Consider the following 26,744-nt stretch of genomic DNA (forward strand, 5'->3'; position numbering starts at 1 on the left):
GCTCTCCACGAGTCGGGTGGGGGCGCGGCGGGCCCCCGGCCGATAGGCAACCCTACCGGCCGGGGCACCGGCGCTCCGGCTCGGGCGCGTCGGCGCCCGGGGCGCGTCAGGCGCGGACGATCGCGAGGACGCCGTCGCGCAGCTCGGCCATCTTCGCCGGGTCCTTGGCCTCGACGTTCAGGCGCAGCAGCGGCTCGGTGTTGGACGCGCGCAGGTTGAACCACCAGTCCGGGCCGGCCACGGTGAGGCCGTCCAGCTCGTCGACGGTGGTGCCCTCCAGGCCGGCGTAGGCGGCGCGGACGGCGGCCGAGCGGTCGGCCTGGTCGGCGACGGTGCTGTTGATCTCGCCGGAGGCCGCGTAGCGGTCGTACTCGGCGGTGAGCGCGGACAGCGTGCCCGGCTGCCCGCCGAGGGCGGCGAGCACGTGCAGGGCGGCGAGCATGCCGGTGTCGGCGCGCCAGAAGTCGCGGAAGTAGTAGTGGGCGGAGTGCTCGCCGCCGAAGACGGCGTCGGTGACGGCCATCTCCTGCTTGATGAAGGAGTGGCCGACGCGGGTGCGCACCGGGGTGCCGCCGAGCTCGCGGACCACCTCGGGGACGGTCCAGGAGGTGATCAGGTTGTGGATGATCGTCGGCTCGGCCTCGCCGGCGGCCTGGGCGCGGGCGATCTCGCGGGCGGCGACCAGGGCGGTGATCGCGGACGGGGAGACCGGCTCGCCGCGCTCGTCGACGACGAAGCAGCGGTCGGCGTCGCCGTCGAAGGCGAGGCCGAGGTCGGCGCCGACCTCGCGGACCTTCGCCTGCAGGTCGACCAGGTTCTTGGGGTCGAGCGGGTTGGCCTCGTGGTTGGGGAAGGTGCCGTCCAGCTCGAAGTACATCGGGACGAGCTCGATCGGCAGGCCGTCGAAGACGGTCGGCACGGTGTGGCCGCCCATGCCGTTGCCCGCGTCGACGGCGACCTTCAGCGGGCGGATCGCGGTGAGGTCGACCAGGCCGAGCAGGTGGTCGGCGTAGCCGCGCAGGGTCTCCTGCTCGGAGAGCGCGCCGGGCTTGACGTCCTTGGCCGGGACGGTGACGGCGTCGTCCTCGCCGGTCCAGGACTCGACCAGCTCGCGGATCTCGGAGAGGCCGGTGTCCTGGCCGACCGGGGCGGCGCCGGCCCGGCACAGCTTGATGCCGTTGTACTGGGCCGGGTTGTGGCTCGCGGTGAACATCGCGCCGGGCAGGTCGAGCTTGCCGCTGGCGTAGTAGAGCTGGTCGGTCGAGCAGAGGCCGATCTGCACGACGTCGGCGCCGTAGGCCGCGGCGCCCTCGGCGAAGGCCCGGCTGAGCGACGGGGAGGAGGGCCGCATGTCGTGGCCGACCACGATCGCGGTCGCACCGGTGACCTGGACGAAGGCCGCGCCGAAGGCCCGGGACAGGCTCTCGTCCCACTGGTCCGGGACGACGCCTCGGACGTCGTACGCCTTCACGAGCTGCTTGAGGTCGCGCACTGCGGCTCCACCCTGGTCTCTGTGCTGATCGTTCACGATACGTCGGGGTCACCGCGCGTTCGGTCGACGGGACGCGGTGACAGTAGACGGGCAGCGTACCCGGGCCGGGGGAACGCCCCGTGCGGGGCGAGCCGTCAGTTGTCGGGCGAACGGAGGACCCGGAGGTGGCCGCGGCGGCCGCCCTCGGTGGACTCGCCCTCGGGGGCGCGGCCCTGACGGGGGGTCTGCGGGCGGGCGGCCTCGCGGACGGCGTTGGCGAGGGCCTCCAGGTCGTCGCTGCTGCGGCGCAGCGGCCCGGCCTCGGCGGCGAGGCGGACGACCTCCCAGCCGCGCGGGGCGGTGAGGCGCTCGGCGTGCTCGGCGCACAGGTCGTAGCAGTGCGGTTCGGCGTAGGTGGCGAGCGGGCCCAGGACGGCGGTGGAATCCGCGTAGACGTACGTCAGCGTCGCGACGGCCGGCCGGCCGCACGCGGTCCGCGAACAACGACGTACAGAGCTCACGAGGGTGGACGGTACAGCACTCCTCGCCGGGGAGCGAAGACCGCCTGCCCTCGTGGTGCGACGTGTCGCGCCGCGCGCCCCTCGGACTCCCCCTCCGCCGCGCCCGGGGGGCGCTTCGGCGCGGAGCCGCTCCTTCGACTGCTCCGCTCGCTCCGCCCGTTGCGGCGTACGCCCCCGCCCCGGGCGTTTCCCTGCCGGAGTGGTCCACTTCCGACCGTCCAAGGACTACCCTCGGCAGTGATATGGACAGCTCTGCACCGCAGTCATCGACGGGACCCTCGCGCCGACCCCGGCACCGCGACCGGCACGGCAGGGGGCTGCGCGGCCCGCTGGCACCGCCCCAGGTGCCGATCTCGCTCACCCGCTCCGAACTGTTCGACGACTACGTGCGCGAATCGGTGGAGCGTCTGGAGCGGCGTTGGCCGCAGCTGATCGAGGTGGAGTTCGCCGTCCAGGAGGTGCCGCTGCACGAGGCGGACGGCGCGGACTCCGAGGACGGCGTGCCGCTGGGGCGGGTGTCGCCCGGCAAGCAGGGGCGCAAGAGTCAGATCGTGGTGTACCGGCGGCCGGTGGAGATCCGGGCGAAGACCCGGGAGGACCGGGCGGCGCTGGTGCACGAGATCCTGATCGAGCAGGTCGCCGAGCTGCTCGGCCTGTCGCCGGACGCCATCGACCCGCGCTACGACGAGGAGTGACGCTCCGGGGGCCCGCGGCCGGGCCCCCGGAGCGCGCGGTCAGCGCTGGACGACGCCCGGGTCCTGGGAGGCCTGCGGGACCTTGACGGTGCTGCGGTCGTCCCGCAGCGCCTGGACGGTGAACATCGGCACGTCCTTGGCGGGGATCGCGAGCATCCGGGCGGCCACCACCGGGCCGCCGGAGGCGGTCTCCACGGTGAGCGCGAAGGAGCCGTTCAGCCCGCCGGGCTCGGGGGCCGGGACGGCGACCGTGGCACCGGCCGGCACCTGGACGTCCTTGGTCACCGGGGTGCCGCCGTTGCTGCCCGCCGAGGCGGTGACGTGGACGGTGGCGGCGTCGCCGGTCGACGTCAGGAACAGGGTGGACGCGCCGGCCCGGTTGTCGGCCACCGTGGCGCGGGCGCCGACCGGGGCACTGCCGGTGAGCCAGGCCGCGTCGGACTTGCCGTTGGAGCCGGCCCGGTCGATCCGGACCCCGGCGACGACCGGGGTGGGGTGCTTGTCGTCGCTGGGCGACAGCCGCAGCCCGGCCACCTCGTCGCGGGTGACCTTCCCGAGGTCGACGGCGGCGACCATGCCCGCCTTGACGTGGATGGACTCGTTGCCGGCCGGGGTGAACCAGCCGTTCTTGCCGGAGAGCTGGATCTTCAGGTCGGCGTCGTCGTCCGGCGACGCCCAGACGACCAGGCGGGCGGCCGAGGTGTCGGCGGGCAGGCCGGGCAGCACCTGGGTCGGGGCGGGCTCGACGGAGGACGGGATCCAGTCGGCGCCCTTGCTACCGTCGGCGGCGTGCAGGAACGCGCCGAGCCGGCCGCTGCGGGCCACCACGTGCACGGCGAGGTCGGTGACCGGACCCTTGGTCAGCGTCGGCAGCAGGATCGACTGGGAGCTGCCGGGGGCGACGGTGATGCCGTTGGCGGCGTCGTTGTCGATCGGGCCCTTGTCGCCGTAGAGCTTGATGTCGACGACGGCGGCGGAGGACTCGGTGTTCACCAGGCTGACGTAGTCCGTCCGGTCGCCCGCGGTGCTGGCCCCGGCGAACCAGAAGCTGGTGCCGGCCGGGGTGCAGGTGACGCCGGACAGGCCGAGGCCGCGCTGCTCGGTGACCGTGGTGGTCTGCGAGACGGTGAAGCCGGGGGCGAGGGCGCCGGTGGCGAGGGCCCCGGTGCCGGGCGCGGTGTCGGCGTTGGCCGCGGGGGCCGAGACCGGGGTACCGGGCTTGGCCAGCGTCAGCCGGGCGTCGGCGGGTGCGCCGCCCTTGTCGGGGGCGGCCGAGCCGGTCGGCGCCGGGGTCGCGGGGGCGGACGGCGTGGCCGGGGCCGACGGGGCCGCGGTCGGGGGCGTCGCGGGCGCGCTGGCGTCGGAGAGCCAGCCGGCCCCGCCGGTGGCGGCGCCGGTGCCGGGCGGGGTGTAGGCGGTGAGCGTGGTCGAGCCGGTCAGGCCCTGGAGCGGCTGCGGGCAGACCGCCGCCGTCCGTTCGACCTGCGCGGTGGTCGCCGAGGCGCCGGTGTCGCCGGTCGCGGGGGCGGCCGGCGGACGGACCTCGGAGATGCCGAACACCACGGCGAGCACGGCCGCGGCCGCCAGCAGCGACTGCGTCGTGCGGCTGCCGCCCGAGCGCCCGGCGGGGCGGGTCGGCGCCGGGGCGCCGTCCGCGTCGGGGGCGGCGGCCGGAGCCGGCGGCGGGTAACCGCTCTCCTCGGCCTCGGCGGGCGCGGACTTCTTCCCGAAGGAGGGCTTCTTCATCGCGGGTCAGCTCCCCGATCCGTGGTGGTGCGGGTACCGGCCAGTCCCGTTGGGGTCGTTCGGGTCGTAGTAGGGCTCGGCCTGCGGCTGCCCCGGCACCCAGGGCTGCTGGTGCTCCGTCTGCTGGTAGGGGTCGTAGCCGTACTGCTGGTCCTGGTACGGCTGCTCGTAGCCCTGCTGCTGCTCGTAACCCTCTTGGGGGTAGGCCTGCTGGAACTCCTGATGGGAGTGGGCCTGCTGCTGGGCGTGGGCCTGGCCGCCGTACGGCGCGGCCGCCGGCTGCTGCGCGGCGTACGGGTCGTAGCTGTACGGGTCGGCCTGCTGGTACGTCTGGTACGGGTCCGTGTACGGCTCGGTGTCCTGGGCGGCCGCGGCCGCCTGGACGGCCTCCGTCATCGGATCGGCGGCGGGCTGCGGCGGCACCGCGCCCTCGTACACCCCGGTCTCCTCGGTGCCCGGCTCGGCGCCCTCGCCGCGCTCGGCCATCCGGCGGGCCCGGCGGCTGCCGGGGGCCGGGGCCTGCGCCTGGGCGGCGGCGGCCAGCGCGGCGGCGGCCACCACGTCCTCGGGCAGGTCGTCGTCCTTGTGGCTGCGGCGGCCGGGCAGGGCGAGGACCAGGATGGTCAGCCCGATCAGCACCTGCGCCCAGATCCAACCGGTGTGCAGCAGGCCGGCCTCGCGGGTGACGGACAGCTTGCCGCCGCCCGCCGGGAGCTTGAAGCCCTGCGCCCAGCCGTCGACCGTGGTCGGCTCCAGCGCGGTGCCGTCCAGGGTGGCCTTCCACTCGGGGGACGCGCTCTCGGCGAGCCGCAGCACCCGGCCGTCCGGGCCGGCCGCGACGGTCGTGGCGATGTCGCGGACGCCGGACGGGACGACCACGGGGGCCGCGCCGGGGGCGGTGATCACCGCGCGGACCGCCGCGGCGCCGTTGACCTGCCAGAGCGCGGCGGCACCGTCCTGGTTGGCCTTGACCAGACCGGGGGTGGCGTCCAGGACGTCCTTGAACACGTCGATCACCGGCCGCTCGACCACCACGTACGCGATGCCGTAGCCCGACAGGGCGCCGGCCTGGTCCGCGCCGGAGCCGGCCAGCAGGCTGCCGACCACCTTGTTCAGGCCGTCCTGGGTGCCGGTCGCCGGGTCGACGGTGGACTCGGACTGGCCGAGCGTCAGGCCGGCGCCGCGGACCAGGGTGTAGCGGACGGCTCCACCGCTCTTCTCCCCCGTCACGACGAGCGTGCGGGCGCGGTCGGTGGTGCCGGCCTCCTCCGCGACGAACGCGGGCACCTGGCTGGCATCGGCGCGGTGCAGCGGACCGTCCGCACCGGTCACCGCCCACCAGAGGCCGGTGCCCAGCGGGGCCAGCGCGGCCGCGGCCACCACGAGGGCGGCGACCGGCTGGCGCCAGCCGAAGGCGATGCCGGCCACGCGGGCGTTGGCGCCGTCGGCGCCGATCGCGGCGGCGGCCAGCAGGGCGATCCCGGCGACCAGGGTCGCAGGACCGGCCCAGGCGGGCACGGCCGGACCGCCCGAGGCGGGGGTCACGGAGGTGCCGGCCACGGCGACGGCGAAGACCATGCCCGCACCGGCCGCGCCCCACGCGGCGAGCACCGCGCGACGGCGGTCGGCGCGCAGCAGCGCCGCGAGCGCGGCGAGCACGACACCGGCCGACAGCCACACCGGGGGCACCCCGGCGCCGCCCGGGTTGACGAGCACCAGGCCGACGGCGCCGGCGCCACTGCCGTGCAGGCCCGGCAGGCCCGCCTCCATCAGCAGCGACTGCGGGTGCGACAGCACCGTCAGCGACCACGGCGCGAGCACCGCCACCGGCAGCGCGAGCACCACGACGACGCGCAGCCCGAGCAGCCGCAGCGCGGCGCCGCCGGAGCCGAAGGCACCGCCGCGGACGACCGCGACCCCCAGCGTGGCCAGGCAGAGCGGAACCGCGAGCGCCCAGGTCAGCGGCACGAAGGCGGTGGCCAGGGTGAGCAGCAGGACGGTCATCCAGACCGGCCGCCAGCCGGGGCGGGCGCCCTTGGCAGCGCTCTCCTCGCGGATGCCGAGGCCGGCGGTGATCGCCGCGGCACGGGCCAGCGGCGGCAGCAGGACGGCGAGGACGGCGGTGCCGAGGCGGCCCTGCGCGAGCGCGCCGGTCGCGGCGGGCAGCAGCGCGTAGGCGGCGCTGGCCCAGGCGCGGACCAGCTTGGAGTCCAGCAGCGGACGCGAGACCAGGTAGGCGCTGACCGCGGCGAGCGGCACCGTCAGGAAGAGCAGCAGGGTGATCGCGAGGTCGGCGTGGCCGAAGAAGATCCAGGACAGGACGGCGAGCACGCCGAGGTACGGCGGTGCGGCGGCCGTGGAGCCGGTGCCGATCGGGTGCCAGGCGTCGGCGTACATCGACCAGAGGCCGCCGGCGCCGTCGGCGGCCGGCAGCAGGGCGCCGCCGAACAGCACGCCGCTGCCGAACAGACCGCGGCAGGCGACGAGGGCGAACACCAGCAGGGCCGCGAACAGGACGGGCGCGGGGCGCCGGGCGAGCTTCTTGATCAGCGCGAACTGCTCGACGACGAGGTCCTCGGCGTCGTCGTCGCCGCCGGCCTCCACCGAGCCGTGCCGGCCGACGTTGTCGTCCGCTCCCCCTATCCCGAGCGAGCTGATGACGCCCTCGACGGCGAGCCGGGTGGTCGCGCCGGGCGCCGGGAACAGCGTGCGGTCGTCCAGGGCGTCGGCGGCCCTGGTCCGGGCCCGGCGCTTGCGCGCGGCCAACAGCCGCGGCAGCCGGACGAGTTCGTGCCCGAGCCCGGCGAGCTCGTCGAAGGCCTGGCGCGGGTCCTTGCCCAGCAGGTTGGTGACGGCCCGCACCAGCGTGCCGAGCACCAGCCGCAGCAGGACGTAGGGGAAGAGCGCGCCCTTGCAGTTGGCGAGCAGGGTGTAGACGGCTCCGGCCTTGTCCACCCGGTGCGGGTGGGAGGCGCCGCAGTCGATGGCGCGGCGCTCGCGGCTGGCCGCCTCGGCGTGCCGCAGCACGGCGTCGGGGGCGACCACCACGCGGTGGCCGGCGGCGTTGACCCGCCAGCAGAAGTCGGCGTCGTCGCGCATCAGCGGCAGCGCCTTGTCGAAGCCGCCGAGCTCCTCGAAGACGTCCCGGCGCACCAGCATGCCGGCCGAGGAGACGGCGAGCACCGGGCGGACCTGGTCGTGCTGGCCCTGGTCCTGCTCGCGGCGGTCGAGGCCGGTCCAGCGGCGGCCGGAGCGGGCGATCGTGACGCCGACCTCGAGCAGCTGGCGGCGGTCGTACCAGCTGCGCAGCTTGGGGCCGACGACGGCGGCGCTCGGGGTGGAGTCGGCGACCTGGAGCAGGCGGCGCAGGGCGTCGGTCTGCGGCTCGCAGTCGTCGTGCAGCAGCCACAGCCACTCGACCGGCTGGGTCTCGCGCGGGCCGCCGCGGGCGAGGTCGTCCTCCTGGGCGAGCGGGTCGCCGAAGTCGTCCCAGCCGCCGGTGACCGGGTCGTAGCCGGAGGGGTCGAGCCGGTACGGGAGGTCCTCCGGGCGCAGCGGCGGGCTGTTGAAGACGGCCTCGGCGACGGCGGTGCCGAACCCGGCCCGGCGGCCGAGGATCAGGGGCCCGCTCTCGGGCAGCCAGTCGGCGAGGGTGTCGGCGAGCAGCTGCGGGGAGTTGTCGGTGGATCCGGTGTCGACCGCGAGCACCCGCTGGACCTGGCGGTCCTGGCCGAGCAGGCCGGCCAGGGCCTGCGGCAGCCAGCGGGCGCCGTCGTGCGAGACGATCACGGCGGTGACCAGGTGGCGCGGATAGGCGGGCGGCCTGGCAGCGGTGAAGCCGCTCTGGTGGCTGTAGACGGTCATCGAGTGCGCGGGCCCCAGTTCTCGGTGGACACAGCCGGTGAACGGCAACCGGATGGCGCACCACACTAACGGCTCCGGGTTGCGGCTCCGTCCACGGTGTCCGTGCGGGGACGGTGAAGGACGGCCCACGACCGTGCCCCGGCACGCGAAAGCGCCCCACCACCGCGGTGAGGCGCCCGTACAGCTGTGTGGTTGTCCTCCGTCACCGGAGGATCGGCGGAGGCCCGAAACCGCTCCGCCCGGACCGCGGCCCCGGCGGGCCGGACCGGTCCTCCGTCAGACCGCGCTCTTCTTGAGCCGCCGGCGCTCGCGCTCGGAGAGGCCGCCCCAGATCCCGAAGCGCTCGTCGTTGGCGAGGGCGTACTCCAGGCACTCGGAACGGACCTCGCAGGCGAGGCAGACCTTCTTCGCCTCGCGAGTGGAGCCGCCCTTCTCGGGGAAGAAGGACTCGGGGTCGGTCTGGGCGCACAACGCGCGCTCCTGCCAGCCGAGTTCCTCCTCGTCCTCCGCGATGCCGTCCCCGATCAACAGCTCAAAGAGCTCGCTCATGTGGCGCGCCTCCTCTGCCCCTACTTGGCGTCCCCGTGGTTGCCGTTGCCTCGTGCGGCCGACGACACGAGTGAAATTACAGTTGCGTCACTCTGGCTCAGTCAAGCCGAGCTCTGGTATTGGGGCCAGGATTCACTCCCCGGCACCAAGCCGTTACGAATAGTGTACATATCTGGACACATCGGACTTTTCGCCCAGATGCCCCGGACAGCTTCGAACCATCCGCAACCATCCGCCGAGTGACGCCCGGTCACCCTCACAGGCCGGTCATCGCCCTGCCTTCCCGGCGATCTTCCCATCGAAACATAGACGGTGATGAATCACCCCATCCGGTACTTCCGGACCGAACCCACCCGAATGCCGCATCTCCCGGTTTGACACCACCCCCGCGGATGCGGTCTCCTTTCCCCTATGTCAGAGTCCATGAGCCCCCGGAGCGGTTCCACGCTCCGCCGTGCCGTGAACTCTTGTTGTCGCCTCTGTTCCTGCTGTATCTAGGCGCCCGCGTCCCACCGCGCGCCGCCCCCAGGAAGCACAGAGGCCGCCCGCGATTCCCGCCCCAGGACATCCCGGATCCGGCTGATCCCTGACGAACCAGCCGCAGATCCGAGGACGACAGCCGTGCGCATGACCCGCATCCGCAAGCGGAACCGCGACCGCAACAAGCTCGCCCGCCGTGGGCTCCAGGCCGCCCGCCCCGCCGCCGCCCGCTGGGACGACGGCCTCTCCGACGTCTCCATCGCCGGGGACCCGCTCGCCTTCCCGCACCTCGCCCGCACCGACCTGCCCGCCCACCCCACCACCGTCGCCGGCTACGCCCGGCTGGTCCGCGAGATCGCCGCCGACCGCACCCGCTGGGAGCACCTCGTCCGCTACGACGCGCTCACCCGCTGGTACGCCCGGCTGGAGACCGGCCCCGGCTACGAGGTGTGGCTGCTCAGCTGGCTGCCCGGGCAGAGCAGCGGCTTCCACGACCACGGCGCGTCCTCCGGCGTCATGACCGTCGTCCAGGGCGAGCTCGTCGAGCGCTCCCTGACGCACGCCGGCGAGGGCGCCCGCGCCCTGCGCCCCGGCGGGCAGAGGGTCTTCTCCTCCGGCTACCTGCACGAGGTGGTCAACGGCGCGCTGGAGCCGGCCGTCTCCATCCACCTCTACAGCCCGGGCCTCACCGAGATGAACCAGTACGGCGGAGCGAACGCCGTCCCCGAGCAGCACCACGAGCAGCCCGCCGAGCAGGGCGCGGCGCAGGGCTCCGCGCACGGCCGGCCGGCGCAGGCCGGGACGTCTTGACCGAGGACTGACGGGCAGTCGGGCCGTGGCAGGATGGGCCCATGCGCATCGTGGCACTGGCAGGCGGAATCGGCGGGGCGCGCTTCCTGCGCGGACTCCTCGCGGCGGTCGACCCGCAGGACGAGATCACCGTCATCGGCAACACCGGCGACGACATCCACCTCTACGGACTGAAGGTCTGCCCCGACCTCGACACCGTGATGTACACCCTCGGCGGCGGCATCCACGAGGAACAGGGCTGGGGCCGGACCGACGAGACCTGGTCGATCAAGGCCGAGATGAAGGAGTACGGCGTCGGCCCCGAGTGGTTCGGGCTCGGCGACCGCGACTTCGCCACCCACCTCGTGCGCAGCCAGATGCTCACCGCCGGGTACAGCCTCAGCCAGGTCACCGAGGCGCTGTGCGTGCGCTGGAAGCCCGGTGTGCGGCTGCTGCCGATGAGCGACGACCGGGTCGAGACCCACGTGCGGATCACCGACGAGCAGGGCACCCGGGCCATCCACTTCCAGGAGTACTGGGTCAGGCTGCACGCCGCCGTCGACGCCGAGGCGATCATCCCGATCGGCGCCGACACCGCCAAGCCCGCGCCCGGCGTGCTGGAGGCGATCGCCGCGGCGGACGTCATCCTCTTCCCGCCGTCCAACCCGGTCGTGTCGATCGGCACCATCCTCGCCGTGCCCGGCATCCGCGGGGCCGTCGCCGCCGCACCCGCCCCCGTCGTCGGGCTCTCGCCCATCATCGGCGGGGCGCCGGTGCGGGGCATGGCCGACAAGGTGCTCGCCGCCGTCGGCGTCGAGGCCACGGCGGAGGCCGTCGCGCTGAACTACGGCTCGGAACTGTTGGACGGCTGGCTGGTCGACACCGCGGACGAGGGCGCCGTGAGCACCGTCGAGGCCGCCGGCATCGCCTGCCGGGCCGTCCCGCTGCTGATGACCGACGTCGACGCCACCGCCGAGATGGCGCGGGCCGCGCTGGCCCTCGCGGAGCAGGTCCGGGCGTGACCGTCGAGATCCTCCCGGTCGGGGGACTGCCCGAGATCGAGGCCGGGGCCGACCTCGCCGCGCTGATCGCCAAGGCGGGGACGTACGAGGACGGCGACATCCTGCTCGTCACCTCCAAGATCGTCAGCAAGGCCGAGGGCCGGCTCCTGCACGCCGCCGACCGCGAGGCCGCGATCGACGCCGAGACCGTCCGGGTCGTCGCCCGGCGCGGGCCCGCCCGGATCGTCGAGAACCGCAACGGCTTCGTCATGGCCGCCGCCGGCGTCGACGCCTCCAACACCGCCCCCGGCACCGTCCTCCTCCTGCCCGAGGACCCCGACGCCTCCGCCCGCGCGCTGCGCGCCGCGCTGCAGCGGCTCACCGGGCGGCGGCTCGCCGTGGTCGTCACCGACACCTTCGGCCGGCCCTGGCGCAACGGGCTCACCGACGTCGCCATCGGCGCCGCCGGGCTGTCCGTGCTGGAGGACCACCGCGGGCGCACCGACAGCCACGGCAACGAGCTCGTCCTGACCGTCACCGCCACCGCCGACGAACTCGCCGCCGCCGGCGACCTGGTGAAGGGCAAGGCCGGCGGCGTGCCGGTCGCGGTCGTCCGCGGCCTCGGACACCTCGTCACCGCCGAGGACGGCGAGGGCACCCGGCCGCTGGTGCGCCCCGCCGCCGACGACATGTTCCGGCTCGGCACCTCCGAGGCCCTGCGGGCCGCCGTCACCCTGCGGCGCACGGTGCGGGCCTTCACCGACGAGCCCGTCGACCCGGGCGCCGTCCGGCGCGCCGTCGCCGCCGCCGTCACCGCGCCGGCGCCGCACCACACCACGCCGTGGCGGTTCGTCCTGCTGGAGTCCGCGGACACCCGCACCCGGCTGCTCGACGCGATGCTCGACGCCTGGCGGCGCGACCTGCGCGAACTCGACGGCTGGGACGACGCGAAGATCGCCCGCCGCACCGCGCGCGGCGACGTCCTGCGCAACGCGCCCTACCTCGTCGTGCCGTGCCTGGTCATGGACGGCTCGCACGACTACCCCGACCCGCGGCGCGCCGCCGCCGAACGGGAGATGTTCACCGTCGCCGCCGGCGCCGCCGTGCAGAACCTGCTGATCGCCCTCACCGGCGAGGGCTACGGCTCCGCGTGGGTCTCGTCCACCATGTTCTGCCGCGACACCGTCCGCACCGCCCTCGACCTCCCGGACACCTGGGACCCGATGGGCGCCGTCGCCGTCGGCCGCCCCGCGGAAGCACCGCGCGACCGCCCGGAACGCGGCGCGGACGCCTTCATCGCGGTCCGGTAGTCAGGGCGACCACCGGTCACCTGCCGAAGCCCTCCATGTGACGGGTCGAGATCGGCCGGGATCGACCCGTCACCGCCCTCGAACGTCGGCATGCCGTCGACTTCGTCGCCCATCGGATCCGTCCGGAAGGGGCGCACCGACTCGTCGGGCGAGGGTGAACCGAACAGGCCTGCCGGGGAGTTCGGCCGTGCTCGCGGCCGGGTCGTCCACGCCGTCGTCCATGGCATCGGCGTATTGGCGGCCTCCGTCAGCGGCCGCGGTGGTCGTTGGGGGTCAGGCGGGGGCCGTAGCGGGGGGCGCGGGCTCCGGTGGCCGTCAGGAGGCGGCAGACGCGGTGACGGTGGGGGCGGTAGGGCTCCAGGAGGGCGAGCATCCGGGCGTCGTCGCTGCGTGGGCGGCCGGACAGGGCCCAGCCGACCAGGTTCGGCAGGTGGAAGTCGCCGACCGAGACCGCGTCCGCGTCGCCGTTGCTGCGCTGGAGGGTCTCGGCGGCCGTCCAGATCCCGACGCCCGGCACGGCGGTCAGGCGGGCGAAGGCCTCGGCGTGGTCCATCGCGGACGCCTCCTCCAGGCGGGGCGCCAGCCGGACCGCCCGCACGACCGTCGCCGAGCGCTTCGGGTCCACGCCCGCGCGGTGCCACTCCCAGCTCGGGAGGAGCGCCCACTCGCGGGCCGACAGCGGCACCCGCATGCCCTCCGCCGGGCCCGGCGCCGGGGTGCCGAAGTCCCGGAGCAGCGTCCGCCAGGCGCGGTAGGCCTCGTCGGTCGTCACCTTCTGTTCCAGGATCGCCGGGACGAGGGACTCCAGCACCAGGCCCGTCCTGGTCAGCCGCACGCCCGCCGTCCGGCGCTGGGCGTCCCGCAGCGGACCGGGCGGCAGCACCAGGCCCTCCGGGTCGTCCTCGGCCCCGAGCAACGCGGGCAGCCGGTCCAGCAGCCACCCGGCACCCGGGCCCCACGCCCGCGCCTCCACCTCGCCGGCCCCCGGGCGGGACAGCACGCGCAGCGTCCCGACACCGGCCGGGGTCCGGGACGCCCGCCAGACCGCTCCGTCACCGGTCGTCCGGTACGAGGGGTCGGCCGGGCCGCGGCGCAGCGGGAGCAGCGTGCGGGCCACGTCCAGCGGGAAACCCGGCCGCCAGAGCCGCACCGACTCGCCGCCCGTCACTGCGTCGCCTCCTCCGCCGCCGTCCCCGACCATGGGGATATGAACGATACGCGGCTGCCGGACCTCTCCCCCTCGGACGAGAACGCGGTGCGAGCGCTCTACGACCGGGCCCTCGACGGGTGGAACCGGCAGGACGGCTCGGCCTTCGCCGGACCCTTCGCCGCCGACGGCGAGGTGATCGGCCACGACGGCACGCGCCACCGCGGGCGGTCGGCGATCGCGGCCGAACTCGGGCGGATCTTCGCGGACCACGTCACTCCCCGGTACGTGGCCGCCGTACGGCGCGTCCGGGGGCTCGGGCCCGGCGTGGCGCAACTGGACGCCGTCGCGGGGCTCGTACCGGCGGGGGCGGCGGACGTGGTGCCGGAGCTCAACTCGGTGCAGACGGTGATCGCCGTGAACGCGGGGGCGGGGTGGCGGATCGCGCTCCTGCAGACCACACCCGCCCGGTACGACCTCCGGCCGGACCTGGCGGCGGCTCTGACGGAGGAGCTGCGGGGGCTGGTGGGAGGCGACGCGGGGGCGAGGACGCTGAAGACGTGACGGGAAGCGCGAGGCGCTCAAACCGGATGGTCGCCGCGAACACGGGTGTCCGCCACGCCGCCCGGCGCCGGGTCCGGCGCCCCTCCCGGGGTCACACCCGGAGGCCGTAGGCTGGGGCGCACCATGACTGCGCCTTTCGCTGCCGATGCCCGCACCCCCGTCGAGCTGCTGCACGCATACCTGCGAGGTGGCACCCCTTCGGTCGATCCCGCGGCCCCGCTGGTCACCTTCTACGACGACGCCACCGGCGAACGGGTGGAGCTGTCCGCCCGGACGTTCGACAACTGGGTGGCCAAGACGGCCAACCTGCTCCAGGACGAGCTCAACGCCGGTCCCGGCGACCGCGCCGCCCTCCTCCTGCCCGCCCACTGGCAGAGCGCCGTCTGGCTGCTGGCCTGCTGGTCGGTCGGGGTGACGGCGGTGCCGGGCGGCGAGCCGGCCGCCGCCGATCTGGTGGTCAGCGGCCCGGACGGCCTGGAGTCCGCCCACGCCTGCGAGGGCGAGCGGGTCGCGCTGGCCCTGCGCCCGCTGGGCGGCCGGTTCCCGCAGCGCCCGGACGGCTTCCTCGACTACGCCGCCGAGGTGCCCGGCCAGGGCGACCGCTTCGCGCCGTACTCGCCGGTGACCCCGGACGCGCCCGCCCTGGAGACCGGCGTGGACGGGCTGCCGCTGAAGCTGACCGGTGAGCAGACCGTCGCCCTGGCCCGCGAGGGCGCCGTCCGGCTCGGGCTGAACCCGGGCGACCGCGTGATGTCCACGCTGTCGTACGACGACTGGACGGGCCTGGAGGCCGGCCTGCTGGCGCCGCTGGCGGCCGGCGCCTCGGTGGTGCTGTGCCGCAACTCCCAGGGCCTGACGGCCGAGCAGTGGGAGAAGCGGGCCGACTCCGAACGGGTGACACTGCGCCTCGGGTAACCCCCGCCGCCGGCCCGGCGGGTAGGGATCCCTGCCATGGCCGAGGACGACGACACCGCGCACACCCCGACCGACACTCCCCCGGACGCGCCCGGACGCCCCCGTCGGCGCCGGCGGTGGCTGATGATCACCGCCGGCGTCGTCGCGTTCCTGCTCGTGGCCACCGGCGTGCTGCTCTGGATCGCCTACCGCAAGCTCGACGGGAACATCCGCACGGACACGGCCACCGACAAGCTGCTCGCCAGGCTGGAGGCGGAGCGGCCGAGCCGGACCGCCGGGGCCAAGGGCGCCGAGAACATCCTGCTCATCGGCAGCGACGACCGCTCCGGCGCGAACGGCGCCTACGGCGGCGAGGCCGGCACCCAGCGCTCGGACACCACGATCCTGCTGCACCTGGCCGCGGACCGGAAGCACGCGACGGCCGTCTCCGTACCGCGCGACGTCATGGTCACCGTGCCCGCGTGCGAGAAGCCGGACGGCACCCGGAGCAAGCCCGCGCTCATGCAGTTCAACTGGGCGTTCGAACTCGGCGGTCCGGCCTGTTCGATCCGCACCGTCGAGCAGCTCAGCGGCATCCGGATCGACCACTACGTGATCCTCGACTTCAGCGGCTTCAAGTCGATGGTGGACGCGGTCGGCGGCGTCGAGGTGTGCGTCCCGCAGGCGATCCACGACAAGGACGCCAAGCTCGACCTGCCGGCCGGGCGCCAGACCCTCCAGGGCGAGCAGGCGCTCGGCTACGTCCGCGCCCGGGAGAGCCTCGGCGACGGCAGCGACACCCAGCGGATGGGCCGTCAGCAGCAGTTCCTGGCCTCGCTGATCCGCAAGGTGCAGTCGCAGGGCGTCCTGCTGAACCCGGCGAGGCTGTGGCCGGTGCTGGACGCGGCCACCTCCTCCGTCAAGGCGGACGGCGGGCTGTCCTCGCTCGGCGCGCTCTACGACCTCACCCAGGACCTGCGCGGCATCCCCTCGGCGGACGTGGTGTTCCTGACCGCGCCGCGCCGCCCGTACCGCTACGACTCGGACCGGGACGAGTTCGTGGAGCCGCAGACCGGCCAGCTGTTCGCCGCGCTGCGCGACGACCGGCGGATCACCGTCCGGCCGCCCGGCTCGGAGCCCACGCCCACGGCCGGCGCCTCCCCCGCGTCGGACGGGGCCGCCGCGGCCGGGCCCTCGGCCTCGCCGACGGCCGGCGCCTCGCCCGTCTTCGAGGGGCGCACGGCCGACGTGGACGCCTGCGCGCAGCACTGACCACCCTCCGGACTTTACGCTCCGATTACCTGCGTGTGACGGACATCATACCCGGAACAATTCCCCTGTTCGGCTCGTCTACTGTGTCCGGATCGGCCCATCGCCCCGGTGTGCCGCACCACCGTGACCGGCCGGACGTAGGGAATCCCGTGCAGAAGGACAAACCGAAAACCGGTGAGTACAGCGGGCAGGGCCACCGGACGGCGCAGCGGCGGGCGGCCGCCGCCAGGCGCACGCGGCGCCGGCGCCGGACGCTCAAGTGGACGGCCGGGACGGGCGCACTGGTCATGGCCGCCGGCTGCGGCGGGGCGTACTACCTGTACGAGCACTTCAACAACAACCTGACCTCGGTCAAGGTCCAGCTGGGCGACGAGGCCGAGCGGCCCAGGGCGGCCGGGGACGCGCTGAACATCCTGGTGCTCGGCACCGACAGCCGCGAGGGCCTCGGGAGCGACTACGGCGACGCGGGCAGCTCCGGGCACGCCGACACCACGCTGCTCTTCCACGTCGCCAAGGACCGCTCCAACGCGACGGTGATCAGCATCCCGCGCGACCTGATGGTGCCGATCCCGGAATGCCGGGCGCCGGACGGCAAGTCGATACCCGGCTCCGCGCGGGACATGTTCAACAACAGCCTGGGGCAGGCGGGCCGGGACCCGGGCTGTTCCTGGAAGACCGTCGAGAAGGTCACCGGGATCCGGGTCGACCACTTCGTCCAGGTGAACTTCGAGGCGGTGAAGACGCTGTCCACCGCAGTCGGCGGGGTCGAGGTGTGCGCCGCGAAGGACATCAACGACCCGAAGTCGCACCTGAGGATGACCAAGGGCCGGCACGTCGTCCAGGGCGACGACGCGCTCGCGTTCGTGCGCACCCGGCACGTGGTCGGGACGGGCGGCGACCTCAGCCGGATCCCGCTCCAGCAGCAGTTCATCAGCTCGATGATCCGCAAGGTCAAGGGCGACGACACCCTGACCAGCCCGGCCAAGCTCTACAAGCTCGCGGACGCCGCCACCAAGGCGCTCACCGTCGACTCCGGCATCGGCAGCGTCGACAAGCTCAAGGACCTGGCGCTGGACATCAGCGCGGTGGACACCAAGAACATCACCTTCGCCACCGTGCCGGTGCTCGACGACCCGAAGGACGAGAACCGGGTGATCCTCAAACAGCCGGACGCCGGCCGGCTGTTCTCGATGATCGCGGCCGACCGCTCGTTGACCGAGACCTCGCAGGGCGCCACCGCCGCCCCCGCCGCACCGGAGACCACGGCCGCGCCGGGCACGCCCGCGGCGCCGGCGGTGGACCCGAAGGACGTCCAGGTGACCGTCCGCAACGGCAGCGGGGCACAGGGACAGTCGGGCGCGACCGTGGACAGACTCAGGGCCAAGGGCTTCACCAAGGCCGCGACGGGCCCCAACGCGCCTGCGGCGGCGACCAGTTCGATTGCGTACCCGGCCGGGCAGGAGGAGGCGGCGACCGCACTGGCCGCCGCCCTCGGACTGCCCGGCGACGCCGCTCGGCCGGATCCGAAGGCCGCCGCGAAGGGGCCGCTGGTGCTGGTGCTCGGCAAGGACGCCCTCGCGGCGCCCGCCGCACCGTCCGCGGCGCCGGCGGAGGCCCCGGCCGACCTCCAGCGGGTGCAGGCCGACGACACCGACGTGTGCGCGAAGTAGCTTTCCTACGAGGGCTGCTGGAGGCGGGTGAGGATGCCGTCCGCCGCCACGAAGCGGTCGCCGGTGCGGAGGCAGTGCCAGTGCCCCCCGCCGGCGGAACGAAGGGGTTCGCCGGTGCGGCCGACCCACTTGATCCGGCGGGCGGGGACGCCGGCGACCAGCGCGTGGTCCGGGACGTCGCGGTGGACCACGGCGCCCGCCGCGACCAGCGCCCAGCGGCCGACCGTCACCCCGGCGACCAGGACGGCCCGGGCGCCGATCGAGCAGCCCTGACGGAGCGTCACCCCCTCGGCGCGCCAGTCGGATCGACGCTTCAGCCGGCCTTCCGGCTCGATCGCGCGCGGGTAGCGGTCGTTGGTGAGGACGACGGCCGGGCCGATGAACACCCCGTCCTCGATCACGGCCGGCTCGTACACCAGCGCGTGGTTCTGCACCTTGACCCGGTCGCCGATGCGGACGCCGGGGCCGATGTAGGCGCCCCGGCCGATGATGCACTCGGCGCCGAGCACCGCGTGCTCGCGCACCTGGGCGAGGTCCCAGACCGTCGTCCCGGGGCCGATGGCGGCCCGCTCGTCCACGTCCGCGCTCGGCGCGATGCGCGGGCCGGCCGCGGACCCGCCCTCAACCGTCCCCATGGGGAACGACCCTAGTGCCGTGGGCGGGGTCGCGCGGGCGGATCAGCGCGCGTCGGCGAGGACGTTGTCCGGGGTGGGCGCGGTGCTGCCGATGACCTTGCGGGCCAGCGAGCGCGGCGACGTGAGGAAGCCGAAGCCCCAGCTGAGGTGCATGGTCGCGAGGGCCACCGGGAGCAGCGCCTTCGCCTTGGCGGACAGGCCGCGGCCCTCGACCACCGAGCCGCCGAGGATCCCGAGCAGGTACGCGCCGGGCGCCGCGAGGAAGACCGGGTGGACGGCGGCACCGAGCACCAGGCCGAGCGTGACGCCGAGGAACGCGGCCGGCGGGGCCAGGTAGCGCAGGTTGACCGAGCCGCGGTGGTAGCGGGTGACCACGCGCCGCCAGCGGCCGTAGTCCTTGTACTGCTTGGCGAGGGCGCGGACCGACGGCCGGGGGCGGTAGGTGACCTTGAGCTGCGGGGTGAACCAGATCAGCCCGCCGTCCTGGCGGATGCGGTAGTTCAGCTCCCAGTCCTGGGCGCGGATGAACTCCTCGTTGTAGCCGCCCAGCTTCTCCAGCACCTCGCGCCGGAACACGCCCAGGTAGACGGTGTCCGCGGGGCCGGCCAGGCCGCCGGTGTGGAAGGCGGCGTTGCCGACGCCGATCTTGGAGGTCATCGCGGCGGCGACCGCGTTCTCCCACTCCGTCTCGCCCTCGGCGTGCATGATGCCGCCGACGTTGGCCGCCTCCATCTCGTCCAGCAGGCGGACGGCGGTGGCGACGTAGCCGGGGGTCAGCAGGCCGTGGCCGTCCACGCGCACCACTATCGGGTGGCGCGAGCCGCGGATCGCCGCGTTGAGACCGGCCGGCGTGCGGCCGGTGGGGTTCTCCACGGTCCGGACCCGGGGGTCCTCGGCGGTGAGCTCGGCGGCGATCTCGGCGGTGCGGTCGGTGGACGGACCGAGGGCGATCACCACCTCCATCGGGCCGGCGTACTCCTGCTCCAGGATGTGCCGGACGGCCGTGCGCAGGTGACGTTCCTCGTTGAGCACCGGCATGATCACGGAGACCGCCGGCAGCTCCTCAGCAGCCTTGGTGTTCATCGCCGCCAACCGTACCGGTCAGCGGAGGTAGTGGACGACCGTGAAGGCGGCGAAGCCGAGCAGCGCGATCCGGTTGAGGACGTGCTGCGGACTGCCGAGCCGGTCCGGCAGCCGGACGGACGGCCGCAGGTCGGGCCGGTGGGCGGCGGTGGCGACGGTCCTGGCCAGTTCCCGCGGGTCGCAGCGGTCGCCGAAGTGGCCGGCCAGCCAGGCCGCCGGGCGGCTCGCCACGGTGACGTCCTGGCCTGAGCGCAGCTGGACGGTGAGGGCGTTGCGGTGCACGGCGGCGGCGTTGATCTCCTGCCACCGGAAGACGCGGCTGCGCAGCGTGGTGGCGACCCGCAGGCCGTCCCGGTCGACGACCATCTGCCAGGACAGCGGGCGGGCGCAGAAGAGGATCCCGACGCAGCCCGTCCAGAGCGGGCGGACCAGGCCGTTCCACCAGCCGTCGGCGTCGAGGAGGACGACGAGCGCGGCGAGCAGGACGGCGGCGGCCGGGCCGGCCGCGGCGCGCAGGACGAACGGCATCTCCCAGCGGCGGGCGGTCATCGGCTCGGTGCCGGGGCCGGGTTCGGGGGCGGCGGCGACCGTCTCGGCGGTCAGCGCGGAGACCGTCAGGTCCGGGTTCCGGTAGCGCTGGCGGTCCCGGCCGAGCCGGGGGTCCCTCGGGGCGGGGGCGACGACGGCGGCGAGCCAGTGCGGCTCGTGCTCCAGCAGGCCGGGGCGGACGAGGAGTTGGCGTTCCGGGCCGTCGGGGCCCTGGTAGAGCACGGCGTCGACGCTCAGCTCGGCGCGCGCGAGGCGGGCGGCGGCTTCGGTGGGCGGGAGGGGGATCCCGGGGTCGTGGTCGTGGTGGTCGTGGTGGTCTTCCTCGTCCCCGTCTTCTTCTTCGTCGTGGATGTCGAGCGCGTAGTCGGGGTAGAGGAAGTCGCCCTCCATGTCCGGGGTCTGCTCGCGCTGCGGCACCCACCCGGGGCCGGTGCCGTCCCCGGCGCCGTACCGGGCCCACCGGTAGCCCTCGTCCTCGACCAGCCGCCACAGCGCGGGCCCGCCCGGCGGGCCGTCCAGCGGCTCCACGAGCAGGTCGCCCCCGCTGTCGGCCCGGACCCGGACGGCGAGCGCGGGGGCGGAGCCCGCGAAGGCGGGCCGCCGGCGCCGGGCCTCGGCCCCGGCGGCGGAGGCGAGCACCAGCAGGCCGGTCAGCGCGACGAGGCCGGCGCCGAAGATGTCCTCCACCGGGCTGTACTCGACGCCGGCGGCGCGGGCCCAGTCGCCGTCCACGAGCAGCGGCACCGCGTCGCCGGGCTGCGGCGGCCGGGCGAAGGTGAGGTCGAGCTCGACTGTGCGTTCGAGGCCGCCGCCGGGCGGGCGGTAGCGGACGGTCAGCACGCCGTCCTCGTCGGTGGCGCCGGCCGTGCCGGTGACCGCCGTCGCCCGGCTGCGGTGGTCGGCCTCCCCGGCCTCCGCCCAGAGCCCGTACAGCGGGATCACCAGCGCGACGGCCAGCAGCACGGCGCCGAGCGCGCGGCGCACCACGGGCGGGCGGCCGGGGGTGACGGGCGACGGAGCACCCGCGGCGGTCCACGGGTACGGGACGGGCGGGGCCATCAGCTCGTCGAGGTCCTGGCGGGCGCGGCGGCGGCCGAGTTCGGCGCCGATCAGCACGAGGGACAGCAGGACGTGCACCAGGACCGCCGTCCAACGGCCGGCGGTGGTGACCAGGCCGTCCGGGACGTACCAGAGCACCGCGAGGACGGCCGGCGGCACCAGCGCCCGGGCGCGGACCCGGGCGAGCAGCAGGATCGTCTCGGCGATCACCGACCAGGCGGCGATCTCGTCGCCCCAGGTGTCGGCGCAGATGCCGGCGGCGTTGCAGTGCGTGCCGGTCGGCTCGACGGCGGTGGCGAAGGCCACGAAGGCGATCGGGACCAGGGCGAGCCAGCGGCTGTCGAGCCGCCGGAAGCGGTGGGCGGCGCGCCAGCGGTCGGCGGCGGCCGTGGTGAGGGGCGCGGCGCTGGGCAGGGGCGGGGCGTCCGGGGCGACCATCGGACGATCATCCCAGCCCGGTGGGTGCGGGGACGCCGCAGGGGCCGGGTGCTCGTTCGCACCCGGCCCCTGCGCCCCCGTTCCCCCGTTCCCCCGTGCTCCCCCGATTTTCCCGGCGTCCCCCGCCGCCGGGTCAGTCCGTCGCGATGGCCGCGAGGACGTTCATGCGCCCGGCCCGGAAGGCCGGGAAGAGGGCCGCGAACAGGCCGATCACCACGGAGGAGACCAGCGTCACGGCGATCGTGGTGGTCGGGACGGAGAGCGTGTCCAGACCCTGGTCGCGCAGCACCTGCTGGGCGGTGACGCCCCAGGCGAGGCCGAGCACCGTGCCGAGGACCGCGCCGAAGACCGCGATCACCACGGACTCCAGCCGGATCATCCGGCGCAGCTGGCGGCGGGAGAGCCCGATCGCCCGCAGCAGGCCGATCTCGCGGGTCCGCTCGACCACCGACAGCGCCAGGGTGTTGACGACGCCGAGCACGGCGACCGTGATCGAGAGGCCGACCAGCCCGTAGATCAGGTAGAGCAGGGTGTTGACCTGGGACTGGACGAGCTCCTTGTAGCCGGCCTGGTCCTTGACGGTCAGCTGCGGGTACTCCTTGAGCGCGTCCTGCAGGGCGGTCAGCGTCTTGGCGACGTCGGCGCCGGAGGCCGCCTTGGCGTAGAAGACCCGGTCGACGGGCTGGTCGGCGGCCGGGACCACCTTGGCCATGGTCGCGGTGTCGACGAAGGAGGCGTCGCCGTAGAGCGACTTCTTGCCGAACACCACGCCGACGGTCAGCTGCTGGGTGTACCCCTTGCCGTAGGTCACGGTGACGGTGTCGCCGACCTTGAGGCCGTTGTCCTTCGCGAAGTTCTCGCCGATGCCCAGCGAGCCGCGGGCGATCGAGTCGGCCGTGCCGGACGCGACCGGGAGGTGGAAATCCGTGCCGAAGAAGCTCGGCGGCACGGCGGCGATCCCGGCCTTCTTGCTCTTGCCGTCGGCGAGCTGGACCTTCGCGTCGAAGTCCTTCTCGGTGGTGACGTGGTCGATGCCCGGGGTCCTGCGGACCGCGTCCGTCATCTCGGCGGTGATCGGCGCGCCGCCGCCGCGGACGATGTAGTCCACGCCCACCGAGCGGTCGATCTGCGCGCTGGCCGAGGTGACCGCAGAGGCGCTGAACACCGAGGAGCCGATCACCAGCGCCAGGCCGATCATCAGCGCGGCGGCGGTGGCGCCGGTGCGGCGCGGGTTGCGTGTCGCGTTGCGCTGGGCGAGCTTGCCGGACGGGCCGAACAGGGCCGGCAGGAGGGCGCCCAGCACCCTGATGACGGCGGTGGCCAGCAGCGGGCCGAGCACCACGAAGCCGATCAGGGTCAGCAGCACGCCGAGGCCCAGGTACTGCCCCCCGGTCGCCGCCTTCTCCGCCTTCGCGGCGAGCACCAGCAGACCGCCGCCGCCCAGGGTGAGGACGAGGCCGAGGACCGTACGGACCGCGTTGGCCCGCGCCTCGGCCGGGGTGCCGTGGTCGCGCAGGGCGGCCATCGGCGCGATCCGGCCGGCCCGGCGGGCCGGGATCCAGGCCGCGACGACGGTGATCAGGATGCCGACCGCGTACCCGGCGACGAAGACGTTCGGGCCGATCTGCAGGTCGCTCGCCTTGAGGTCCATGCCGATCGCGTTCATCAGCTGGATCAGGCCGACCGCGATGCCGAGGCCGGCCCCGATGCCGAGGGTCGAGCCGAGCACGCCCAGGATCAGCGCCTCGGCCAGCACCGAGCCGTTGACCTGGCCGCGGCTGCCGCCGATGGCGCGCAGCAGGCCGATCTCCCGGGTGCGCTGGGCGACCAGCATCGAGAAGGTGTTGATGATCAGGAAGCCGCCGACGAGCAGCGAGACGCCGGCGAAGCCGAGCATCGCGTACTTCATGAAGTCGAGGCCGCTGCCGATGCTCTTGTTGTTCTCGTCCTTCTGCTCGGCCGCGGTCTTGACCTGGTAGCCGCCGCCCAGCTTGGCGAGGGTGTCGGTCTTGAGCTGCGCGTCGCTGCGGCTGCCGTCGCCGAAGGCCTCGACGGAGGTGTAGGCCGCCTCGCCGAGCAGCACCTGCTGCGCGGTCGGGGTGTCCAGGAAGGCGAGCGCCGCACCCGGGTTGGTGGTGGTGAAGGTCGCGATGCCCGCGATGGTGAACTCGTGCTTGCCGCTCGCGTTGTCGACCCGCACCTTGCCACCGAGGCCGAGCTTGGCCTTCTTCGCGGTGTCGGCGTCGAGCACCAGCTCGCCCGCGTTCTGCGGCACGTGGCCGGAGGTGATGCGCACCGGGTTGCGCGGCGTGTCCGCCCAGTTGCCGACCAGGGTCGGGGCGCCGCTGGTCGGGCCGATCAGCTTGTTGGTGGCCGGGTCGACCAGGATCGCGTCGCCGACCATGACCTGGCCGACGGCCGTCTTCACGCCGGGCACCGCGGCGACCTGCTGGGCGAGCGCGACCGGGAGCACCCGCGGCTTGTCGCCGGGCTGCTGCTGGTCGTCCTCGGCCGGCTTCGGCGGCTGGACGGAGACGTCCGAGGCGGTCGCGGCGAAGAGCTTGTCGAAGGTGCTGGTCGCGGTGTTGGAGAAGACCAGGGTGCCGGAGACGAAGGCGACCGACAGCACGACAGCTATCAGGGAGAGCGCCATCCGGCCCTTGTGGGCGAAGAAGCTCCGCAGTGACGTCTTGAGGATCATGATGCGTCGTCCCGCCCGCTCAGCTCGTGCGCTTGCCGTCGAAGCGGCGCATGCGCTCCAGGACGGAGTCGGCGGTCGGGGAGTGCATCTCGTCGACGATCACGCCGTCGGCGAGGAAGAGCACGCGGTCCGCGTACCCGGCGGCGACCGGGTCGTGGGTCACCATGACGATGGTCTGGCCGAGTTCGTCCACCGAGCGGCGCAGGAAGGTCAGCACCTCGGCGCCGGCCCGGGAGTCGAGGTTGCCGGTGGGCTCGTCGCCGAAGATGATCTCGGGGCGGGCGGCCAGGGCTCTCGCCACCGCGACGCGCTGCTGCTGGCCGCCGGAGAGCTGGGTCGGGCGGTGCTTGAGCCGGCCGGCCAGGCCGACGGTCTCCACCACCTGGGCCAGCCAGGCCTCGTCGACCCTGCGGCCGGCGATGTCCATCGGGAGCGTGATGTTCTCCAGCGCGTTCAGCGTGGGCAGCAGGTTGAACGCCTGGAAGATGAAGCCGATCTTGTCCCGGCGAAGCCTGGTCAGCTGCTTGTCCTTGAGGCCGGTGATCTCGGTGCCGCCGATCCGGATCCGCCCGCCGCTGACCGTGTCGAGGCCGGCCAGGCAGTGCATGAGGGTCGACTTGCCGGAACCGGAGGGGCCCATGATCGCGGTGAAGCGACCGCGCTGGATGTCGACGTCGACCGCGTCCAGCGCGGTGACCTTGGTCTCGCCCGCGCCGTACGCCTTGGTGACCTGGCGGGCCGAGGCGGCGACGGCGGACTCGCCGCCGGGAAGCTGGTGGTCGAACACGGCTGCTGCTGCCGTCGTCACTGGAGTCTCCTAAGGAATGGCCCACCCGTTGGCCCCCAGCCTGGTCGTCCCCACCTGTCCGGCGACATGGTGGAAGCGGTAGTCCTCGACCGGGGGTTGTCCCCACCCTGCCCGGCGCACCGGGCCGCCGACCCGAGGAAATCGGGCCGGCTCCGGACGGGCGGGGATGTATGAACCACGTTAGGAGCGGCGGACGGAGCGCTCGTCCTCCGCCGGGATGAAGCGGGCCAACGGGAGTTGTACGGGGTGCGGCGGCCCTCCCCCTAGGGGTCGCCGCGGCCCTTCTCGGGGACGCCCCGTACGGGCCCGCGGCCGCGGCTCGTCAGCCGGCCAGGGCGGGGGCGGCGAGCCGCTCCAGCGCCACCGCGAAGCCGTCGACGACGGGGGCGAGCAGCGCCTCGGTCTCGCGCTCGACGACGGTCGTCCCGTCCTCCCCGGCGGTGACGTGGCGGTCGAGCACGAACCAGCCCTGGGTGACGTGGCCGGCACCCATCGAGCTGAGGACCGGACGCAGCGCGTAGTCCACGGCGAGGACGTGCGCGGGCGAGCCGCCGGTGGCGAGCGGCAGGACGGCCTTGCCGGCGAGCGCGTACTGCGGCAGGACGTCGAGCAGGGCCTTCAACAGGCCGGAGTACGCGGCCTTGTAGACGGGGGTGCCGATCACGACGCCGTCGGCCCGGGCGAACAGCTCGACGGCGGCGGCGATCTCGGGATGGTCGAAGTCGCCCGAGAGCAGGGCGTGCGCGGGCAGGTGGCGGGCCTCGAACGGGATCACGTGGTGGCCGCGGGCCGCGAGCCACCCGTCCACGTGGCGCAGGAGGCGGGTGGTGCGGGAGGTCGCGGACGGGGAGCCGGAGACGGACAGGACGGTGGCCATGGGTTCACCTCTGCGGGAAGCGGGGACGACGCGGTGCGGCGGCGCTGCCGCTGCGGCGGAGCGGCGGTGCTTCCGCCGCCCGGGGAAAGGGAGTTGGGGAATTCGACGGGGCGCGCGTCAGCCACGACAGAGCGAACGGGACACACGCTTGAGGTCGACGTGCCGCCGACGCGTGAGGGTCCTTCGCTGATCCATGCCAAAAATGCAAACACGGCGTGTTCGGGGCGGTCAAGAATCGTTTCGGCAGGTGAACGCCGGAGTGGGACGGATCACTCCGGCGAGCCGGCACCCGCACGGGCGCGCGCACGCGCGGAAGTTGCGGCGGAACGATCCGGCACGTGCATCAAAACTGCTACAAGAGGCCTGGTGGAGCCCCCGGGGGGAGTCAGGCCGGACGCCTTCGGGCATCCTCGTCCACATGAACACGTGGCAGGAGGGCCGCCCGAGCGGCGGCGGGAACCCGTACAACGGCGGGACCCCGTACGGCGGCGGCGACGGGGGCGGCGCGTACGGGCGCAGCGGGGGCGGCACGTCGGCCGAGCCGCCGCTGCCGGCCGGGCTGAACCCGCGCGGGCCGGGCGCCCCGGCGCCGCGCCGGCCCGAGCCCTCCCGCACCGGCGG

Annotated in this window: 20 protein-coding genes and 1 pseudogene; 9 read left to right on the forward strand and 12 right to left on the reverse strand. The window is 74.5% G+C overall.

Annotated elements, in window-relative coordinates; genetic code table 11:
- Positions 1–106: 106 nt before the first annotated feature.
- Positions 107–1,492 carry a phosphomannomutase/phosphoglucomutase gene (locus ACFVU9_RS40365; protein ID WP_380442018.1) on the reverse strand — a complete coding sequence of 462 codons (1,386 nt, stop codon included), beginning with the start codon at positions 1,490–1,492 and terminating at the stop codon, positions 107–109.
- A 134-nt stretch (positions 1,493–1,626) separates the two neighbouring features.
- Complete coding sequence (locus tag ACFVU9_RS40370; RefSeq protein ID WP_280686050.1) at positions 1,627–1,992, reverse strand: DUF3499 domain-containing protein; 366 nt, start codon at positions 1,990–1,992, stop codon at positions 1,627–1,629.
- A 242-nt stretch (positions 1,993–2,234) separates the two neighbouring features.
- On the opposite strand from ACFVU9_RS40370, the gene ACFVU9_RS40375 reads away from it, so the two are divergent.
- On the forward strand, positions 2,235–2,687 hold the full coding sequence (locus ACFVU9_RS40375) for a metallopeptidase family protein (RefSeq protein WP_380442021.1): 453 nt from the start codon (positions 2,235–2,237) through the stop codon (positions 2,685–2,687).
- Positions 2,688–2,726: 39 nt separating this feature from the next.
- Here ACFVU9_RS40375 and ACFVU9_RS40380 read toward each other — a convergent pair whose 3' ends face one another.
- From ACFVU9_RS40380 to ACFVU9_RS40390, 3 genes are all read right to left on the reverse strand, one after another.
- Positions 2,727–4,433 carry a DUF5719 family protein gene (locus tag ACFVU9_RS40380; RefSeq protein WP_387602273.1) on the reverse strand — a complete coding sequence of 569 codons (1,707 nt, stop codon included), beginning with the start codon at positions 4,431–4,433 and terminating at the stop codon, positions 2,727–2,729.
- Positions 4,434–4,439: 6 nt separating this feature from the next.
- Complete coding sequence (locus ACFVU9_RS40385) at positions 4,440–8,297, reverse strand: glycosyltransferase (protein ID WP_387602276.1); 3,858 nt, start codon at positions 8,295–8,297, stop codon at positions 4,440–4,442.
- A gap of 276 nt (positions 8,298–8,573) precedes the next feature.
- Positions 8,574–8,846: a WhiB family transcriptional regulator gene (locus ACFVU9_RS40390; protein WP_030062195.1), complete on the reverse strand. Its 273-nt coding sequence runs from the start codon at positions 8,844–8,846 to the stop codon at positions 8,574–8,576.
- 621 nt (positions 8,847–9,467) lie between these two features.
- On the opposite strand from ACFVU9_RS40390, the gene ACFVU9_RS40395 reads away from it, so the two are divergent.
- Genes ACFVU9_RS40395 through ACFVU9_RS40405 form a run of 3 tightly spaced genes read left to right on the forward strand, consistent with a single transcriptional unit; the run spans position 9,468 to position 12,426 of the window.
- Positions 9,468–10,136: a cysteine dioxygenase gene (locus tag ACFVU9_RS40395; protein ID WP_380442027.1), complete on the forward strand. Its 669-nt coding sequence runs from the start codon at positions 9,468–9,470 to the stop codon at positions 10,134–10,136.
- A gap of 41 nt (positions 10,137–10,177) precedes the next feature.
- Positions 10,178–11,137, forward strand: coding sequence for a 2-phospho-L-lactate transferase (cofD, locus tag ACFVU9_RS40400; RefSeq protein ID WP_380442029.1), 960 nt, complete (start codon positions 10,178–10,180; stop codon positions 11,135–11,137).
- Positions 11,134–12,426, forward strand: coding sequence for a coenzyme F420-0:L-glutamate ligase (locus tag ACFVU9_RS40405; RefSeq protein ID WP_387602281.1), 1,293 nt, complete (start codon positions 11,134–11,136; stop codon positions 12,424–12,426). The genes cofD and ACFVU9_RS40405 overlap by 4 nt, the downstream gene beginning before the upstream one ends.
- 247 nt (positions 12,427–12,673) lie before the next feature.
- Here the strand turns inward: ACFVU9_RS40405 and ACFVU9_RS40410 are convergent, their stop codons facing one another.
- Positions 12,674–13,627 (reverse strand): DNA-3-methyladenine glycosylase family protein, encoded by a 954-nt coding sequence (locus tag ACFVU9_RS40410; protein WP_380442033.1) that lies wholly within the window; start codon positions 13,625–13,627, stop codon positions 12,674–12,676.
- Positions 13,628–13,633: 6 nt separating this feature from the next.
- On the opposite strand from ACFVU9_RS40410, the gene ACFVU9_RS40415 reads away from it, so the two are divergent.
- From ACFVU9_RS40415 to ACFVU9_RS40430, 4 genes are all read left to right on the forward strand, one after another.
- A complete protein-coding gene (locus ACFVU9_RS40415; protein ID WP_380442035.1) occupies positions 13,634–14,137 on the forward strand; it encodes an SgcJ/EcaC family oxidoreductase in 504 nt (167 codons plus the stop codon).
- A 123-nt stretch (positions 14,138–14,260) separates the two neighbouring features.
- Positions 14,261–15,052 carry a TIGR03089 family protein gene (locus ACFVU9_RS40420; protein ID WP_380442037.1) on the forward strand — a complete coding sequence of 264 codons (792 nt, stop codon included), beginning with the start codon at positions 14,261–14,263 and terminating at the stop codon, positions 15,050–15,052.
- Between the two features lie 36 nt (positions 15,053–15,088).
- Positions 15,089–16,303, forward strand: coding sequence for an LCP family protein (locus ACFVU9_RS40425; protein ID WP_380442039.1), 1,215 nt, complete (start codon positions 15,089–15,091; stop codon positions 16,301–16,303).
- A 149-nt stretch (positions 16,304–16,452) separates the two neighbouring features.
- Positions 16,453–17,973: an LCP family protein gene (locus ACFVU9_RS40430; protein ID WP_387602286.1), complete on the forward strand. Its 1,521-nt coding sequence runs from the start codon at positions 16,453–16,455 to the stop codon at positions 17,971–17,973.
- A gap of 5 nt (positions 17,974–17,978) precedes the next feature.
- On the opposite strand, the gene ACFVU9_RS40435 is transcribed toward ACFVU9_RS40430, so the two are convergent.
- The 6 genes from ACFVU9_RS40435 to ssuE all read right to left on the reverse strand — a co-directional run bounded on the left by ACFVU9_RS40435 (position 17,979) and on the right by ssuE (position 26,123).
- Complete coding sequence (locus ACFVU9_RS40435; protein ID WP_387602289.1) at positions 17,979–18,608, reverse strand: acyltransferase; 630 nt, start codon at positions 18,606–18,608, stop codon at positions 17,979–17,981.
- A 42-nt stretch (positions 18,609–18,650) separates the two neighbouring features.
- Positions 18,651–19,691, reverse strand: a complete 1,041-nt coding sequence (locus ACFVU9_RS40440; RefSeq protein WP_359973141.1) for a glycosyltransferase family 2 protein — start codon at positions 19,689–19,691, stop codon at positions 18,651–18,653.
- 18 nt (positions 19,692–19,709) lie between these two features.
- Entirely contained in the window at positions 19,710–21,737 is a 2,028-nt protein-coding gene (locus ACFVU9_RS40445; RefSeq protein ID WP_387602292.1) for a hypothetical protein, read from the reverse strand.
- A 133-nt stretch (positions 21,738–21,870) separates the two neighbouring features.
- Positions 21,871–24,441: an ABC transporter permease gene (locus tag ACFVU9_RS40450; protein WP_387602297.1), complete on the reverse strand. Its 2,571-nt coding sequence runs from the start codon at positions 24,439–24,441 to the stop codon at positions 21,871–21,873.
- A gap of 16 nt (positions 24,442–24,457) precedes the next feature.
- Positions 24,458–25,246 carry an ABC transporter ATP-binding protein gene (locus tag ACFVU9_RS40455; protein ID WP_380442047.1) on the reverse strand — a complete coding sequence of 263 codons (789 nt, stop codon included), beginning with the start codon at positions 25,244–25,246 and terminating at the stop codon, positions 24,458–24,460.
- Positions 25,247–25,568: 322 nt separating this feature from the next.
- The gene (ssuE, locus tag ACFVU9_RS40460) at positions 25,569–26,123 is read right to left on the reverse strand and encodes an NADPH-dependent FMN reductase (protein ID WP_380497262.1); all 555 of its coding nucleotides are present in this window, start codon (positions 26,121–26,123) and stop codon (positions 25,569–25,571) included.
- Between the two features lie 418 nt (positions 26,124–26,541).
- Between ssuE and ACFVU9_RS40465 the strand changes: the two are divergent.
- Positions 26,542–26,744 (forward strand): annotated as a pseudogene (locus ACFVU9_RS40465) (hypothetical protein); the annotation flags it as partial.

The organism is Kitasatospora sp. NPDC057936 (genome assembly GCF_042887525.1).
In the GTDB taxonomy this organism is placed as follows: domain Bacteria; phylum Actinomycetota; class Actinomycetes; order Streptomycetales; family Streptomycetaceae; genus Kitasatospora.